The sequence below is a fragment of the Pseudomonas thivervalensis genome (assembly GCF_001269655.1).
GTDB classification, from domain to species: Bacteria; Pseudomonadota; Gammaproteobacteria; order Pseudomonadales; family Pseudomonadaceae; genus Aquipseudomonas; species Aquipseudomonas thivervalensis.
In genome coordinates this window covers 107652-123941 of sequence record NZ_LHVE01000012.1, presented here as the reverse complement: position 1 = coordinate 123941, position 16290 = coordinate 107652, and the positions used below count along the sequence as shown (strand labels likewise).

14 protein-coding genes are annotated in these 16290 nt (G+C 62.3%); 11 read left to right on the top strand and 3 right to left on the bottom strand.

Going from position 1 to position 16290, the window contains the following annotated elements:
• The first annotated feature begins 3 nt into the window (after nucleotides 1–3).
• The 5 genes from AD659_RS16870 to AD659_RS16855 all read left to right on the top strand — a co-directional run bounded on the left by AD659_RS16870 (nucleotide 4) and on the right by AD659_RS16855 (nucleotide 7362).
• Nucleotides 4–1425 (top strand): Y-family DNA polymerase, encoded by a 1422-nt coding sequence (locus tag AD659_RS16870; protein WP_053123300.1) that lies wholly within the window; start codon nucleotides 4–6, stop codon nucleotides 1423–1425.
• On the top strand, nucleotides 1422–4499 hold the full coding sequence (locus AD659_RS16865) for an error-prone DNA polymerase (RefSeq protein ID WP_053123298.1): 3078 nt from the start codon (nucleotides 1422–1424) through the stop codon (nucleotides 4497–4499). The genes AD659_RS16870 and AD659_RS16865 overlap by 4 nt, the downstream gene beginning before the upstream one ends.
• 85 nt (nucleotides 4500–4584) lie before the next feature.
• Nucleotides 4585–4857, top strand: coding sequence for a hypothetical protein (locus AD659_RS30075; protein ID WP_082343576.1), 273 nt, complete (start codon nucleotides 4585–4587; stop codon nucleotides 4855–4857).
• 15 nt (nucleotides 4858–4872) lie between these two features.
• A complete protein-coding gene (locus tag AD659_RS16860) occupies nucleotides 4873–6984 on the top strand; it encodes a hybrid sensor histidine kinase/response regulator (RefSeq protein ID WP_082343575.1) in 2112 nt (703 codons plus the stop codon).
• Between the two features lie 96 nt (nucleotides 6985–7080).
• Nucleotides 7081–7362 carry a hypothetical protein gene (locus tag AD659_RS16855; RefSeq protein ID WP_053123605.1) on the top strand — a complete coding sequence of 94 codons (282 nt, stop codon included), beginning with the start codon at nucleotides 7081–7083 and terminating at the stop codon, nucleotides 7360–7362.
• Nucleotides 7363–7434: 72 nt separating this feature from the next.
• On the opposite strand, the gene AD659_RS16850 is transcribed toward AD659_RS16855, so the two are convergent.
• The 3 genes from AD659_RS16850 to AD659_RS16840 all read right to left on the bottom strand — a co-directional run bounded on the left by AD659_RS16850 (nucleotide 7435) and on the right by AD659_RS16840 (nucleotide 11225).
• Entirely contained in the window at nucleotides 7435–7818 is a 384-nt protein-coding gene (locus AD659_RS16850) for a VOC family protein (protein ID WP_053123294.1), read from the bottom strand.
• Nucleotides 7819–7860: 42 nt separating this feature from the next.
• On the bottom strand, nucleotides 7861–8985 hold the full coding sequence (locus AD659_RS16845; protein ID WP_053123292.1) for an S-(hydroxymethyl)glutathione dehydrogenase/class III alcohol dehydrogenase: 1125 nt from the start codon (nucleotides 8983–8985) through the stop codon (nucleotides 7861–7863).
• Nucleotides 8986–9188: 203 nt separating this feature from the next.
• Nucleotides 9189–11225 (bottom strand): NADH:flavin oxidoreductase, encoded by a 2037-nt coding sequence (locus AD659_RS16840; RefSeq protein WP_053123290.1) that lies wholly within the window; start codon nucleotides 11223–11225, stop codon nucleotides 9189–9191.
• 211 nt (nucleotides 11226–11436) lie between these two features.
• On the opposite strand from AD659_RS16840, the gene AD659_RS16835 reads away from it, so the two are divergent.
• The 6 genes from AD659_RS16835 to AD659_RS16810 all read left to right on the top strand — a co-directional run bounded on the left by AD659_RS16835 (nucleotide 11437) and on the right by AD659_RS16810 (nucleotide 16244).
• Nucleotides 11437–12186 (top strand): electron transfer flavoprotein subunit beta/FixA family protein, encoded by a 750-nt coding sequence (locus tag AD659_RS16835; protein ID WP_053123288.1) that lies wholly within the window; start codon nucleotides 11437–11439, stop codon nucleotides 12184–12186.
• Nucleotides 12186–13124 carry an electron transfer flavoprotein subunit alpha/FixB family protein gene (locus AD659_RS16830; RefSeq protein WP_053123286.1) on the top strand — a complete coding sequence of 313 codons (939 nt, stop codon included), beginning with the start codon at nucleotides 12186–12188 and terminating at the stop codon, nucleotides 13122–13124. The genes AD659_RS16835 and AD659_RS16830 overlap by 1 nt, the downstream gene beginning before the upstream one ends.
• A 181-nt stretch (nucleotides 13125–13305) precedes the next feature.
• The gene (locus AD659_RS16825; RefSeq protein ID WP_053123284.1) at nucleotides 13306–14205 is read left to right on the top strand and encodes a glycine betaine ABC transporter substrate-binding protein; all 900 of its coding nucleotides are present in this window, start codon (nucleotides 13306–13308) and stop codon (nucleotides 14203–14205) included.
• An 85-nt stretch (nucleotides 14206–14290) separates the two neighbouring features.
• Nucleotides 14291–15289: an Ldh family oxidoreductase gene (locus AD659_RS16820; RefSeq protein WP_053123282.1), complete on the top strand. Its 999-nt coding sequence runs from the start codon at nucleotides 14291–14293 to the stop codon at nucleotides 15287–15289.
• A gap of 40 nt (nucleotides 15290–15329) precedes the next feature.
• A complete protein-coding gene (locus tag AD659_RS16815) occupies nucleotides 15330–15950 on the top strand; it encodes a dimethylsulfonioproprionate lyase family protein (protein WP_231987666.1) in 621 nt (206 codons plus the stop codon).
• Between the two features lie 45 nt (nucleotides 15951–15995).
• Nucleotides 15996–16244 (top strand): hypothetical protein, encoded by a 249-nt coding sequence (locus AD659_RS16810; protein WP_053123278.1) that lies wholly within the window; start codon nucleotides 15996–15998, stop codon nucleotides 16242–16244.
• The last annotated feature ends 46 nt before the right edge of the window (nucleotides 16245–16290 follow it).

The following is a 16290-nucleotide window of genomic DNA, read 5'->3' as shown; positions in this document are numbered from 1 at the left end:
GCGATGCGCTGGGTCTGTATTCTTTTCCCACAATTGGCGCTGGACGCCGCGCTGCGTCAGCGCCCCGATCCCGACCAGCCCCTGGCCTTGCTGACCGGCCCGGCCCAACGCCGGGTGCTGCAGGCGGTGAATGCCCCGGCACGGGCGCTGGGCTTGCGCCCCGGCCAGACCATGACCGCCGCCCAGGCCTTGAGCAAAGGCTTTGCCACCGCCGAATACGACGCGGCGCAGATCGAACATTGGCAACAGTTCCTGGCGGCCTGGGCCTATCGTTTCAGCTCCCAGGTCAGCGTGCATTATCCACGTACGCTGCTGTTCGAGATCGAGTCGAGCCTGGGCCTGTTCGGACCCTGGCCGGTGTTCGAGGCGCGCTTGCGGGCCGAGTTGACCGAGCTGGGCTTTCGTCATCGCATCGTCGCCGCCCCCAACCCGGTGGCGGCACGGGTGTTGGCCAATGCCTACGACGCCTTGGTGGTGCCCGATGCCGAAACCTTGCAGCAGTACCTGGGGCACATGCCCGTGGAGCGCATCGGCCTGGAGCCCGACGTCGCCATGGCGCTGTCGCGCATGGGCCTGCGCCGCCTGAGCCAGGTCCAGGCCTTGCCCCGGCAGACCCTGGCACGGCGCTTCGAGGCCCAGGTGCTCAAGCACCTCGACGCGTTGACGGGCAGCCGCACCCTGGCGCTGTCGTTCTACCTGCCGCCCGACCGTTTCGATGTGCGCATCGAACTCAACTATGACGTGCAATCCCATCAGGCGCTGCTGTTCCCGTTGCGCCGCCTGACCGGTGACCTGTCGGCCTTCCTGTGCGGACGCGACAGCGGCGTGCAGCGCTTCGACTTGCACCTGGAGCACGCCGGGTTGCCGGATACCGTGATCAAGGTCGGCCTGCTCAGCGCCGAACGGGCCCCGGCGATGCTCTTCGAACTGGCCCGCGGTCGCTTGGAACAGATCCAGGTCGAGGCCCCGGTGCGGGGCTTTCGCTTGTGTGCCGAAGACCTGCCGAGTTTCGTGCCCCAGCGCCTGGAGCTGTTCGACGAGCGTCCGCAACAGTCGTTGCCCTGGGAGCAATTGCGGGAACGGCTGCGGGCCCGCCTGGGGGATGACGCCGTGCAAGGCCTGGGGTTTCGCGACGACCACCGGCCTGAGTGCGCCTGGCAGATGACCTCGCAGCCCCGATCCCAGGCTTGTCCGGTGCGCGATGGCGTGCAGCGTCCCGGCTGGCTACTGGACGAACCCCAGGCATTGCCGCAAGGCCAGGCACAGATCCTCATGGGCCCCGAACGTATCGAGACCGGTTGGTGGGACGGCGCGGATGTGCGCCGCGACTATTACCTGATCGAAACCCGTAGCGGACAACGGGGCTGGGCCTATCGACCGGTGGGCGAGGGCGGGCCGCTGTGGCTGCAGGGCTGGTTCGCATGAGCGTTGAGTATGCCGAGCTGCATTGCCTGTCGAACTTCAGCTTCCAGCGCGGCGCCTCCACTGCCCTGGAGTTGTGCCGCCGCGCCAAGCAGCAGGGTTATCAGGCCCTGGCGGTCACTGACGAATGCACCCTGGCCGGGATCGTCCGGGCCTGGCAGGCGGCCAAGGAATTGGAGTTGCAACTGATCGTCGGCAGCGAAATCCAGGTCGAGAACGGTCCGAAACTGGTGCTGCTGGTGGAAAACCTGGACGGCTATCAGGCCCTGTGCCGGTTGATCACCCAGGCCCGGCGTCGCAGCGAGAAGGGCCACTATCGCATCGTGCGAGAGGACTTCGACCAGCCCTTGCCGGGGCTGCTGGCGTTGTGGATCGCCGAGGGCAAGGACGCCGAGGAACACGGGCGTTGGCTCCAGGCGATTTTTGCCGGGCGCCTGTGGCTGACGGTCCAGTTGCATTGCGGTCAGGACGACCGCCAGCGGCTGGCGGACTGCCTGGCGCTGGCCGGGCGCTTGGCTCTTCCGGCCGTGGCCAGTGGCGATGTGCACATGCACGTGCGCGGTCGTCGGGCCTTGCAGGACACCATGACCGCCATCCGCCACCACGTAACGGTGGCGGAGGCCGGCCAGCGCCTGTACCCCAACGGCGAGCGCCATTTGCGCAGTCGCAAGGATCTGGCCGAGCTCTACCCGCAGGCCTTGCTCGACGAAACCCTGGCCATCGCCCGTCGTTGTACCTTCGACCTGGGCCAGTTGCGTTATGAGTATCCACGCGAGCTGGTGCCCGAGGGACATGATCCAGCGTCCTGGCTGCGGGAACTGACCGAGCGTGGCATGCGCGAGCGGTGGAAGGACGGCGTGACAGACAAGGTACGGGCGCAGATCGACAAGGAACTGAGCCTGATCGCCGAGTTGGGCTATGACAGCTATTTCCTCACCGTGCAGGACATCGTCAGCTTTGCCCGCAGCCGCCATATCCTTTGCCAGGGGCGCGGTTCGGCGGCCAACTCGGCGGTGTGCTACGCCTTGGGCATCACCGAAATCGACCCGAGCCATACGGACATGTTGTTCGAACGCTTCCTGTCCCGGGAGCGCAATGAACCACCGGACATCGATGTCGACTTCGAACACGACCGGCGCGAGGAAGTGCTGCAATACGTGTTCCAGCGCTACGGTCGCCATCGTGCGGCCTTGACGGCGGTGGTCAGCAGTTACCACGGTGCCGGAGCGGTGCGCGATGTGGCCAAGGCCCTGGGCTTGCCGCCGGATCAGGTCAACGCCTTGGCCGATTGCTGTGGTCGTTGGAGCGACGAAGCGCCGCCGGTGGAGCGCTTGCGCGAAGGCGGTTTCGACCCGGACAGCCCGGTGTTGCGTCGGGTCCTGGGCTTGACCCAGCAATTGATCGGTTTTCCCCGGCACTTGTCCCAGCACCCTGGCGGCTTCGTGATTTCCGAACAGCCCCTGGACACTCTGGTGCCGGTGGAAAACGCCGCCATGGCCGAGCGCACCATCATCCAGTGGGACAAGGACGACCTGGACGCGGTCGGGCTGCTCAAGGTGGACATCCTGGCCCTGGGCATGCTCAGCGCGATTCGGCGCTGTTTCGACCTGATCGAGCAGTACCGGGGGCAGCGTTATACCTTGGCGTCGTTGCCCAAGGAGGATCGAGACACGTTTGAAATGATCAGCCGCGCCGACACCATCGGTGTATTCCAGATCGAGTCCCGGGCACAGATGTCGATGTTGCCTCGGCTCAAGCCCAAGGATTACTACGACCTGGTGATCGAGGTGGCGATCGTGCGGCCCGGGCCGATCCAGGGGGGGATGGTGCACCCGTACCTGCGGCGCCGAAACAAGGAAGAGGCGGTGACTTATCCCTCTGCAGCATTGAAAGAAGTGCTCAAGCGCACCTTGGGTGTTCCCTTGTTTCAAGAGCAAGTCATGCAGATCGCCATCGTCGCGGCCGACTACACCCCGGGTGAAGCCGACCAATTGCGGCGCTCCATGGCCGCCTGGAAACGTCACGGTGGGTTGGAGCCCCATCGGGAACGCCTGGCCGAGGGGATGAAGAAAAACGGCTACACCGCTGAGTTCGCCGCGCAAATCTTCGAACAGATCAAAGGCTTCGGCAATTACGGCTTTCCCGAATCCCACGCCGCCAGTTTCGCCTTGCTGACCTACGCCAGTAGTTGGCTCAAATGCCACGAACCGGCGGCGTTCGCCTGTGCCCTGATCAACAGCTGGCCGATGGGGTTCTATAGCCCGGACCAGATTCTCCAGGATGCCCGTCGGCATCAACTGTCGATCCGCCCGGTGGACGTGCGCGCCAGCGATTGGGATTGCAGCCTCGAACCCATGGACGGCCGGCAACCGGCGATCCGCATGGGGCTGCGCCTGGTCAAGGGCTTTCGCGAAGAGGATGCCCGCCGCATCGAAGCGGCCCGCCGGCAGCGGCCCTTCAGCGATGTGGCCGACCTGGGCGAACGCGCGCAACTCGATGCCCGGGCCCAGGCGCAACTGGCCGACGCCGGTGCCTTGCAGGGCTTGGCCGGGGATCGCCATCGGGCCCGCTGGGAAGTGGCCGGGGTGCAGAAACAACTGGGTCTGTTCGCCGGTTTGCCCAGCCAGGAAGAACCGCCCGTGGCCCTGCCCAAACCCACGCTGGGAGAAAACCTGTTTGCCGATTACGCCACGCTGGGCACGACGCTCGGCCCTCATCCGCTGGCCCTGCTGCGCCCTGAACTGCGCGCCCGGCGCTGCCGCAGTTCCCGGGAATTGCAGGATGTGGAGCATGGCCGCAACGTCAGCGTCGCCGGGCTGGTCACCGGCCGCCAACGCCCGGGCACAGCCAGCGGCGTGACCTTCGTCACCCTCGAAGATGAATTCGGCAACCTCAACGTGGTGGTCTGGCGTGACCTGGCCGAGCGCCAGCGCAAGACCCTGGTGGGCTCGCAATTGCTCAGGGTCGATGGGCGCTGGGAAAGCGTCGGCGAGGTCCGCCACTTGATCGCCGGGCGTTTGAGCGACCTGACTGAACTGCTGGCGGGTATCCGGGTACAGAGCCGTGATTTCCGCTAGAGAACACTACCGCCGTGGTGAAGGAACTGTGTAGGAGCTGTGTAGGAGCTGTGTAGGAGCTGTCGAGTGCAACGAGGCTGCGATCTTGTCCCAAACAATTGAGTCGCAAGCGAAAGATCAAGATCAAGATCAAGATCAAGATCAAGATCAAGATCAAGATCAAGATCAAGATCAAGATCAAGATCAAGATCAAGATCAAAAGATCGCAGGCTTCGCCAGCTCCTACAGAGCCAAGCAGGAGCAATCTTTGACCACAGGGAACGTGCGCAAACCGATCAGCATGAAACCAAACGCCAACCCGGTGCTCGAAGCTCTGATCGCAAGGGATTTGTGTGCCGATTCCCTGCAGGTATTTTGAGGTTCAGAGTCGACCATGCAGTTTCTATCCCAGAATCACGGGTGCCCTGGATGGGGCGGTGAGATGGCCGGGCGTATCCGGGCGTTCGATTGGAGTCGAACCGAGTTGGGCGCCATCGAGCACTGGTCCGCCAGCTTGCGCAGCGCTGTCCAACTGTTGCTGGCTTCGCCCCTGCCGATGGTGATGTTGTGGGGCCGCCAGGGCTTCATGATCTACAACGATGCCTATGCCGAGTTCGCTGGCGGCCGCCATCCCTACCTGCTGGGGTGTGCGGTGGAGTTGGGTTGGCCGGAGGTCGCCGAATTCAACCGCCATGTACTGGACGTCTGCCTGGCCGGTGGCACCTTGTCCTACCGCAGCAAAGAGCTGGTCCTGTTGCGCGATGGCAAGCCTGAAGAGGTCTGGATGGATCTCTATTACAGCCCGGTGCCCGATGACGACCAGTCCCCGGCGGGCGTGCTGGCGATTGTGGTGGAAACCACCGAGCACGTATTGACCGAGCGCGCCCGACAAGCGGCCGAACGCAGTTACCGCGCGGTCAATGAGCGTATTCAACTGGCGCTCTCGGCCGGGCCATTGCTGGGGTCGTTCGTCTGGGACATCCAGGCCGACACGCTGTCGGGCGATGAGCGCTTCGCCCGTACCTTCAACTACCCACCCGACTGTTCGCTGGACGCACTGCCAGTCGAGATCGCCCGCGAGGGCATCCACCCGGACGACCTCGATGAGGTCAACCAGCGGGTCGAGCTGACCGTGCGCACGGGCGCGCCTTACAGCGCCGAATATCGGGTTCGTCGCCTGGACGGTACTTACCGGTGGGTACTGGCCAGCGGTCGATGCGAGTTCGACGGGGCGGGCAAGCCCCTGCGTTTTCCGGGGGTGCTGATTGATATCGATGAGCGCAAGACGGCCGAAGCGTCGCTGCTCAAGTTCACTCGTGACCTGGAGCAGCGCGTCGCCAACGAGGTGCAGGCGCGGTTGGCCGCGGAAGAGCAGTTGCGCCAGTCGCAGAAGCTCGAGGCCATTGGCGGCCTCACCGGTGGCGTGGCCCATGACTTCAACAATTTGCTGCAGGTGATCGCCGGCAACCTGCATTTGCTGGCTCGCCACGAGCGGGACAACGCCAATGTGCAACGGCGGGTCAGCGCCTCCATCGAAGCCGTGGAACGGGGGGCCAAGTTGTCATCGCAGTTGCTGGCTTTTGCCCGGCGCCAGCCGTTGTCACCGGCGGTCTATAACCCGCGGCGCATCTACGAGGGCATGGGGGAACTGCTGCAACGGGCCTTGGGCGAAACCATCCAGATTGAAGTGAGCCTGCCCCATGCGCCCTGGTGCATCCACGTCGATCGCAATCAACTGGAAAACGCCCTGTTGAACCTGGCGATCAATGCCCGCGATGCCATGGGCGGCGAGGGCACGATCCGCATGATCGGCGAGAACATCGTGCTCGATGAAGCATTCTGCGCCGGCAAGGGGATCCCGGCCGGCGACTATGTCCGGTTGTCGGTGATCGATTGCGGTGCGGGCATGCCGCCCGATGTCCTGCAGCAGGTGTTCGAACCGTTTTTCACCACCAAGACCGATGGCCAGGGCACCGGGCTTGGATTGAGCATGGTGTTCGGGTTCGTCAAGCAGAGTGGCGGTCATATCGACATCTCCAGTGACGTGGGTGAAGGCACGCGGGTGCGGATGTACTTCCCTCGAAGCCTGGCGCCCGAAGTGGGAGAAACCGAACAACACGACGCGCTTCAGTCCGGCCAGCAAGAGACAATCCTGGTGGTGGAAGACAACGACGACGTGCGCAGCGCGTCGGTGGAACTGCTGGAGCAGTCCGGTTATCGGACCCTCACGGCCGCCAACGGCGATGAGGCGATGAAGCTGCTGCTGGACGGCACCGCGGTCGACCTGATCTTCACTGACGTGGTCATGCCCGGCCTGATCAAGAGTTCCGACCTGGCCGCGTGGGCCAAGGTGCAGAGCCCGCCGGTGCCGGTGCTGTTCACCTCGGGGCATACCCGGGACATCATCTCCCGCAACCATCAATTGAGCCCCGACACCCATTTGCTGAGCAAACCGTATGGTCCGGACGCACTGGCCCGGATGGTGAGGAGCGTGCTGGGCGGTTGATCGCCGCGCTTTAAACAAATGGAACCGAAGCCGTTGCGTCACCTTCGAATGTTCAAGACCGGTCATCCATCCGGCCCTGCCATGAACGAGGTGCCTATGAACGACGATCCCGCAAACACCCAGCCACAAGGCCAGGCGCAGACACCGTCCCCGCGTAACGATCCGGCCATCGATCCCCAGGTTCCGGGCAAACCGTCGGGCGCCGAGCCAGCCAGTCCTGCCGGGGCGGACCAGGCTGACAGCGCCGCCACTGAGGTCGATCAGAAGCAGCATCACCAGGACAACGACAACACCTTCAGTCCCGGCTTCAAGCCTGACCCGGACCGGCCGAAATCCGGTGACAGCACTGATGCCGATATCGATACCGACGGGGGCTAGACAAGGAAGGATGTACCACACCGCATCATGGTGAGAGCGAGCCTGCTCGCGATAGCGGTGGGTCAGCCTGCTTTATTCAGCCTTGAAGCAATACACAGCCAGCTTGTTCCCATCCAGGTCGCGGGCATACGCGGCAAAGGCATTGTCCGCCCAGCCACGCGGGCCTGGCAGGCCTTCGCAGACGCCGCCGTTGGCCAAGGCGGCCGTATGGAAGGCCTGGACCGCCGCGCGGTTCGGCGCTTCGAAGCTCACCGTGACGCCATTGCCGATGGACGCCGGGTTGCCATTGGCCGGGTTGAGGACAAAAAACGACGGCTTGTCGACGCCCCAGATGGAGCCGGCCTCGTTGAGATCGGCAACACGCTTGAGGCCAATCTCTTTCAAAGTGGCGTCATAAAACGCACGTGCTTTTGCCAGGTTGTTGGTGCCGACGGTGACATGGGTAAAAACGGACATCTTGGTTTCCTTTCTATGGATCATTGGATTTTCGAGCGGGTTTCAGAAATGAATGACGGTGCGAATGCTCTGCCCGGTGTGCATCAATTCGAAGGCTTCGTTGATCGCTTCCAGGGGCATGTTGTGGGTGATGAAGGTTTCCAGCGGAATTTCCCCACGGCTGGCCTTTTCCACATAACTGGGTAGCTCGGTGCGGCCCTTCACGCCGCCGAAGGCACTGCCGCGCCACACGCGACCGGTGACGAGCTGGAAGGGGCGGGTGCTGATTTCCTGGCCGGCGCCGGCCACACCGATGATGATCGACTCGCCCCAACCCTTGTGGCAGCACTCCAGCGCCGCGCGCATCAGTTGCACATTGCCGACGCATTCGAAGGAATAATCCACGCCACCGTCGGTGAGTTCGACGATGACGTCCTGGATGGGCCGGTCATCGTCCTTGGGATTGATGAAATCCGTCGCGCCCAACGACAGGGCGACGTCGCGCTTGGCCGGGTTGATGTCGATGGCCAGGATGCGTCCGGCATTGGCCATCTTCGCGCCGATGATCGCGGCCAGGCCAATACCGCCCAACCCGAAAATCGCCACGCTGGCGCCGGCTTCGACTTTTGCCGTGTTGAGTACCGCGCCGATCCCTGTGGTTACCCCGCAGCCGAGCAGGCAAACCTGCTCCAGTGGCGCCTCGTTGGAAATTTTCGCCAGGGAAATTTCCGGCAACACCGTGTACTCGGAAAAGGTCGAGCAGCCCATGTAATGGAACAGCGGCTGGCCTTCGTAAGAGAAGCGCGAGGTGCCGTCGGGCATCAGGCCTTTGCCCTGGGTGGCCCTGACAGCCTGGCAAAGGTTGGTCTTGCCCGAGAGGCAGAATTTGCATTGCCGGCATTCCGCGGTATAGAGCGGGATCACGTGGTCGCCGACTTGCAGCGACGTCACGCCTTCGCCGATGGACTCGACCACACCACCGCCTTCATGCCCGAGCACTGTGGGGAAAATGCCCTCGGGATCGCTGCCCGACAGGGTGAAGGCGTCGGTGTGGCAAACGCCGGTGGCGACGATGCGAACCCGGACTTCACCAGCCTTGGGTGGCGCCACATCGATGGTGACCAACCGCAACGGTTCATTGGGCGCGAATGCGACCGCAGCCCTTGATTTCAGGGTCTGTGCTGACATGGAAAAGCCTCGTGTTAGTTGCAACGCTATCCACTTGAGAAACGATGATCCTGTGGCGAGGGAGCTTGCTCCCGCTGGGCTGCGCAGCAGACCCATTCTGTGAGTGCTTCGCACTCAAGCGGGAGCAAGCTCCCTCGCCACGGGTTTATCGAACGCCTTAAATGCAACATCAGTCCCTGACCCTTACGATCAGGGACATGATTTCAGATGTCTTTCACCAGCCGCAGCGCATCGTAGATGGCCGCGTGGGTATTGCGCGCCGACACCGCGTCGCCGATCCGGAACAGCTGGAAACGGCCCTCCGGGTTGGTCACGATATTCTGGGTTTTCCCGGCGATCAGGTTGTGCTGTTCGACCGCGCCGTTGTTGCTCGAATGCGGGCGCAGTTCGAAGTACAAATCGTCCAGGGGCAGGGTGCCGTGGTTGACCACCACCTGATCGACCACCCGCTGTTTGTGCACCTGACCGTAATCGCTGCCGAAATGGGCGACCAATTGACCGTCGCGCTTCTCCACGGAATCGACCCGATAGGTGACCGTGAAGGTGACGTTCAGGTCTTGCAGGCTGCGCATGTAAGGCACCAGGTTCATCGCCATCACCTCCGGCGCAAATGACCGGTCCGGCGTGACGATCTCCAGTTTCGCACCACTGTTGGCGATGACCTCGGCCGCCTGTAACGCCGCGTGGTCGCCGGCGTCGTCGAAGATCAGCACGTTCTGGCCGGGCTTCACGTCGCCGGAAATGATGTCCCAGGTCGACACCACCAGTTCATTGCCGTGCTTGAGCACCTCGGTATGGGGCAAGCCACCCGTGGCGACGATCACCACGTCCGGCGCCTCGGCCATCACGGTCTCGGCTTCGGCCCAGGTGTTGAACTGGAATTTCACCCCCAGCCGTTCGCATTGCGCCATGCGCCAATCGATGATGCTGATCATCTCCCGGCGCCGCTCGCTCTGGGCGGTCAAGCGAATCTGCCCTCCTGGCTGATCCGCCACTTCGAACACCGTGACCTCATGACCGCGCTCGCCAGCCACCCGTGCCGCTTCCAGGCCCGCCGGGCCGGTGCCGATCACCACCACCTTGCGCTTGACCGACGCCTTCGCGATCTCGTGGGGCATGGTGGTTTCGCGCCCGGTGGCGGCGTTGTGGATGCAGTACGCGGCACCGCCCTGATAGATGCGGTCCAGGCAGTAGTTGGCGCCGACGCAGGGGCGGATCTCCTCTTCGCGCTTCTCGATGATCTTGCGCACGATGTGCGGGTCGGTCATGTGCGCCCGGGTCATGCCGATCATGTCCACCTTGCCGGAAGCGATGGCGTGCCGCGCCGTGGCGACGTCCGGAATCTTGGCCGCGTGGAACGTCGGGAAACCAGTGGCCGAGCGGATCTCGCCGGCAAAATCCAGGTGCGGCGAGTTGCGCATGCCCTGGATCGGAATCACGTCGGTGAGGCCGGCATCGGTATCGATGTGCCCGCGCACCACGTTGAGGAAGTCCACCAGCCCACTGTCCTTGAGCATATGGGAGATCTGCAGGCCGTCGCTGGCACCGAAGCCGCCGGGCAGGTCTTCATCGCCGGTGTAGCGCACCCCGAGCAGGAAGTCCTCGCCACAACGCTGGCGGATCCCGCGCAGGATGTCGAAGGTGAAGCGCATCCGGTTTTCCAGCGAACCACCATAGGGGCCGTCGAGATCGTTGGTCAGTGGTGACCAGAACTGATCCATGAGGTGCCCGTAGGCCTGCAGCTCCAGGCCATCGAGGCCGGCGGCCTTCATGCGTTCGGCGGCGTCCACGTAGTCCTTGATGATCCGGTCGATGTCCCACTCTTCCATCTTTTTCGGAAAGGCCCGGTGGGACGCTTCGCGGCGATGGGACGGCGAGACGACCGGCAGCCAGTCCGCCTTGTCCCAGCGTGTGCGTCGCCCCAGGTGAGTCAGCTGGATCATCACCGCCGCGCCGTGTTCGTGGCACTCGTCGGTCAGGTCCTTCATCCATTTGACCACTTCGTCCTTGTACGCCAGCACGTTGTTGAACACCGGCGGGCTGTCACGGGAAACGGCGGCGGAGCCCGCCGTCATGGTCAGCGCCACGCCGGCCTTGGCGCGTTCGACGTGATAGGCGCGGTACAGATCCTTCGGCATGCCGTCGACAGGATAAGCGGGCTCATGGGAGGTGGTCATGATCCGGTTCTTGAGGGTCAGGTGTTTGATCTTATAGGGCTGCAGCAGAGGATCGCTGGACATGGTGTTGCGCTCCGGGAACAGAACATCAGGCTTGGTTTGACATAACGGTATGTCGAATGTTCATGAGTGTCAACGAGTGAGACACTGGTGTACATTTTCCTTGCGTGACGGAAAAACCAGGATTACCATCCAGTCGAAACAGGGGTGGTCCGGTGCGTGTGGCCGGCCATCCCGCATCGATCCAAAGTGCTAGGGGGCTATGCGAAGAACCATGAAAGTGCTCGTTGCGGTAAAGCGCGCCATCGACCCGAATGTGAAAGTCCGGGTGAAAGCCGACGGCTCAGACGTCGAACTCAATGGCGTGAAGATGGCCTTGAACCCGTTCTGCGAAATCGCGGTGGAAGAGGCGATTCGCCTCAAGGAGAAGGGGCTGGCATCCGAAGTGGTGGTGGTCTCGGTGGGCACTTCGGCGGCGCAGGAACAACTGCGCACGGCCTTGGCACTCGGCGCGGACCGGGCGCTGCTGGTCGAGACGAGCGCGATGCTCGAACCGCTCAATGTCGCCAAGTACCTGAGCAAAGTGATCGATCAGGAAAAGCCGCGATTGATCCTGTTCGGCAAACAGGCGATCGACCAGGAAAACAACCAGGTCGGGCAAATGGTCGCGCAGTTGATCGGCAGCGGTCAGGCCACTTATGCCTCAGCTGTCAATCAGGTCGACGGGCAATGGGTCGTCGAGCGTGAGGTCGACGGTGGCAGCCAGGTGGTCGCCCTCGCCATGCCCGCCGTGGTGACCTGCGACTTGCGCCTGAACCAACCGCGCTATGCCTCGTTGCCGAACATCATGAAAGCCAAGAAAAAACCGCTTGAAATCATTGCTGCCGACACCTTGGGCGCGAGCGTGAAGGAACACGCTCGATTATTAGGCGTGGTCCCGCCGGCGGTGCGCAAAGCGGGGATCACCGTCGGTTCGGTGGCCGAGCTGGTGGATAAATTGAAGAACGTTGCGGGGGTGATTTGATGCGCACATTGGTGATCGCCGAGCACAGTGTCGGCCAGCTGACGGCAGGGACGTGGAGTGCCGTGACCGCGGCCCTGGCCCTGGGTGCCGAGACGGATTTGCTGGTGGTGGGCGGGGCGGATGCGTCGACAGTGGCGCAGCAAGCGGCGCTGACCCAGGGCCTGGATCGGGTGCTGCTCGCCCAAGGTGCGATGTTCGAAAACGTCCTGGCTGAAAATGCCCAGCCGCTGATCACTTCACTGGTGCGCAAGGGGTATACGCACGTCGTTGCCGACGCCAGCAGCATGGGGCGCAATGTGCTGCCACGGGTCGCGGCCAGCCTGGATGTCGGCATGCTGTCCGACGTCACCCACATCGTTTCGACGGACACCTTCCAGCGGCCCATTTATGCCGGCAATGCCATTGCCACGGTGCAGTCCCTCGATCCGATCAAATTGCTCACGGTCCGCGCTTCGGCGTTCGCCCAGGCCTTGTCCCAGCCGCAGCGCTGCGAAGTGGTGGCGGTGGAGGGCGACGGGCAAATCGCAAGCAATGTGCGTTTCGTGAGCGAACAACTGACGGCCAGCGAACGGCCCGATTTGTCGAGCGCCCGCGTCGTCGTGTCCGGTGGCCGTGGGATGCAGAGCAAAGAGAATTTCGCCTTGATCGAGCGATTGGCGGACAAGCTGGGCGGTGCCGTAGGGGCCTCGCGTGCCGCGGTGGATTCGGGTTTTGCCGCCAACGATTTGCAGGTCGGGCAGACCGGGAAAATCGTCGCGCCAGAGCTTTACATCGCGGCGGGCATCAGTGGCGCCATTCAACATTTGGCGGGCATGAGTGGCTCGAAGGTCATCGTTGCGATCAACCAGGACGCTGAAGCACCGATTGCCCAGGTGGCGGATTACATGTGGGTGGCGGATCTGTTCGAGGCCTTGCCGGCGCTCGAAAAAGCATTGTGAGTACTTGGATTTATAAATTCCGCCAAAGGGTGGAGGAGGGCCGAGCAACCGGAATACATGAAGAGTTTCCCCATAACTAGAACTTATCCATGCATAACATTAAGTCCCTGCTTTGATGAGGGAACGTTAATTCTTCTGCTGCCCTGCCAATAACTATTCATACAGTACGCGGAGATGCACCATGATGACGTTGTCCAGTAAAACGTGTATCGGCTGGTTTGCCGGCCTGGCGATGGCCGCCAGCAGCCTGATGGCCCACGCCGAAGACCCCACGCCTATCCGCATCGGATGGGTGAATTGGTCGGATACGGAAATCGCCGTAAAGCTGGCGGATACCGCATTGCGCGACCACTTGAAGCAACCGGTCAAATTGGTGCTCGCCGACATTGGCATTCAGTTCCAGGCCTTGGCCAACGGCAATATCGACCTGATCCCGATGGTCTGGCTGCCGAGCACTCACAAGGCGTTCTACGACAAATACCAGGACAAGCTCGAAGATCTCGGCGTGCTGTATGAAGGTCGGATCGGCATGGCCGTGCCGACGTCCATTCCCACCAGCGAGATTGCCAGTGTCGAAGACCTGAACAAGCCTGAAGTGCGGGAAAAACTCGGCGGCAAGATCCTGACCTCGGAAGTGGGCAACGGTCAGTACAAACTGACGGAAAAGGCCATCAAGGAATACAAGCTCGATGGCTACAAGATGGTCGCCTCTTCGGAGTCTGGCATGTTGAGCGAGCTGGATCGCAACCTCAAGCGTGACAAATGGGCGTTGGTCAACGCTTGGAGTCCACACTGGATGTTCGCCAAGTGGCCGCTGCGCTACCTGGACGATCCGAAGCAGATTTTCGGTGGCGCCGAGCAAATTCACGCGGTTGCCCGCAAAGGCTTCAGCGCTGAACATCCCGATGTCGCCCGGTTCTTCGCCAACTTCAAGATCCCCAAGGCCGACCTCGAGAAGTTGATGGCGACCGCCCGCGACAGTTCGGCAGACAAGGTCGTTGCCGAGTACTACGCCGCCAACAAGCCGCGCTTCGAAGCCATGTTCGGCAGCCAGACCGCTTCCGCGACACCGGCCCAGTAATGGCTGTCATCCGATAGTTGTGTTGCCGTCCGATGCCCTTTGTGAGGGGCATCGGACGCATCGAACGAACATTCAGGCGATCCCCTTGAAGACCACAGCCTATCGTCGCTTTACCCTGGATGAAGCAGTTGGCTGGGTGAAGCATCTCTGCGAATCAAAGGGTTGCTCACCTGCGGTTGCCGACTCATTGGCCCACGCCACCGTGGCTGCGCAAGCGCGCGGCAACCAGGCCGTGGGGTTCCGACATCTTGCCGATTACTTGCCGGGCTTTTCCTCCGGACGCATCAATCCACGTGCCGAGCCACGTATCTCCCGCGCCGGCGCGATGATCTTCAAATCCGATGCCCAGGGCGGAATTGCCCAGTTGGGTGTCGATCGCTGTTTCGATTCGCTGTGCCATGCCGCGCATGCCAATGGCATGGCTACGTTGAGCCAGTGCAACAGTTTTACCAGCGGTGAACTGGGCGACTACACGCTGCGATTTGCCCAGGCCGGGCTGATTGCCTTGGCCGTCGCAAACGGGCCGGCGCTGGTGGCGGTTCCTGGCGCCAGGAGCAAGACCTACTCGACCAACCCGCTCTCATTTGCCGCGCCCTCGGCCGATGGCGTTCCTCTGCTGTTCGACCAGGCCAGCAGTGCCGCGGCATTTGTGAACATCGCCCACGCCGCCTCGACGGGCAGCGATATTCCCGAGGGTTGGGCGGTGGACCAACACGGCAACGGCACGCGCAATGCCGTGGCGGCGCTGGCGGGAGCGCTGCTACCTTTTGGTGGTCACCGTGGGGCCAATCTGATGCTCATGGTCGAGGTCCTGGCGGCGGGGCTCACGGGGGCCAAATGGTCGTTGGATGCGTCGGATTTCAACCAGGGAAACCAGACGCCCGGCTGTGGCCTGTTGATCCTGCTCCTGGCGCCGGTGTTCTTTTCAGAGGGATTCGAGCAACGGCTTGCCAGCCAAATGACCCGCCTGACGCGAATGGGCGTCCACAGGCCGGGATGGGAACGGCAACACGCAACGGCCAACGCACAGAATGATGGGATCAGTGTTCCCGTTGACCTGCTGGAACAACTGAGCCGTCTGTAAACCAGTTCGATACGTTGCTCGGGAAATGGGATCGAAAGCGATGACAAACAGCACTGAAGTTCTACCGTGGGATCAGGACATTATCAGCAACGGCGACGTGCTCAGGCGTTCGCTTCACAACGTCCTGTCGGGCAGCGGTTGCGATGAGGCGCAAGTACACGCCGCGTCTCTTGCTACGGCCCAATGGAAAATCAGGAAGACTGCGCAGATTTCAAATGCGCTGCCGGGCTTCCTGGGAGGGCATTTATCCGCGGCACTTGGCGCTGCGCCAAGAACCCATGGGGACCTGGCGTCGATATTGGGTGCGTTGAGCACGCTCTTGCCTCATGTCACCTGGATAAACCGCCAGGCCCGGGCCGATCAGGACAGCGCGTTCGTGGAACGGCATCGCCACGGGATGATCGCCGGCCCCGGGGGGTTATTTGAATGCTCCACCTTGACCTTGGGGTTGGCGCTCATGATGCCCGAGACCTGCTACCCCTATCACCAGCACCCGCCTGCCGAGTTCTACCTCGTTCTGTCGCCGGGCGAGTGGTATCGGGAGGATGTGGGGTGGTGGAGTCCCGGGGCAGGAGGCCTTGTATTCAATCCGCCATCCTGTGTCCATGCGATGAAATCGACGGATGTTCCACTTCTGGCACTGTGGGGCTTGATGCATTAGTGCCTGGTTAAAGAATCAATGAACTCGCCATTCAGAGGAGGCAAGATGAAGGTCACCACGCAAGGCGTAAAGTTGAACGAAGAAACGCGGGCGAGGCTGAAGTCGGCGTCCGCCAAATTGGACCGCACCTCCCACTGGTTCATGAAAAAGGCCATTCTGACGTTTATTGAGAAGGTTGAGGCCGGGGCGGGGATCGAAGAGTTTGTAGCGGTCGAACTGTTGGACAAAGACACGAAACGCCACAGCATTGCACGACGGCTTTGCAAAGATTGCGGTAGCAACGGTGTGTCTTGATGGGCGCGAGACAGGAGAAACGTTTCCAGGAAATACCCGGTGCCTT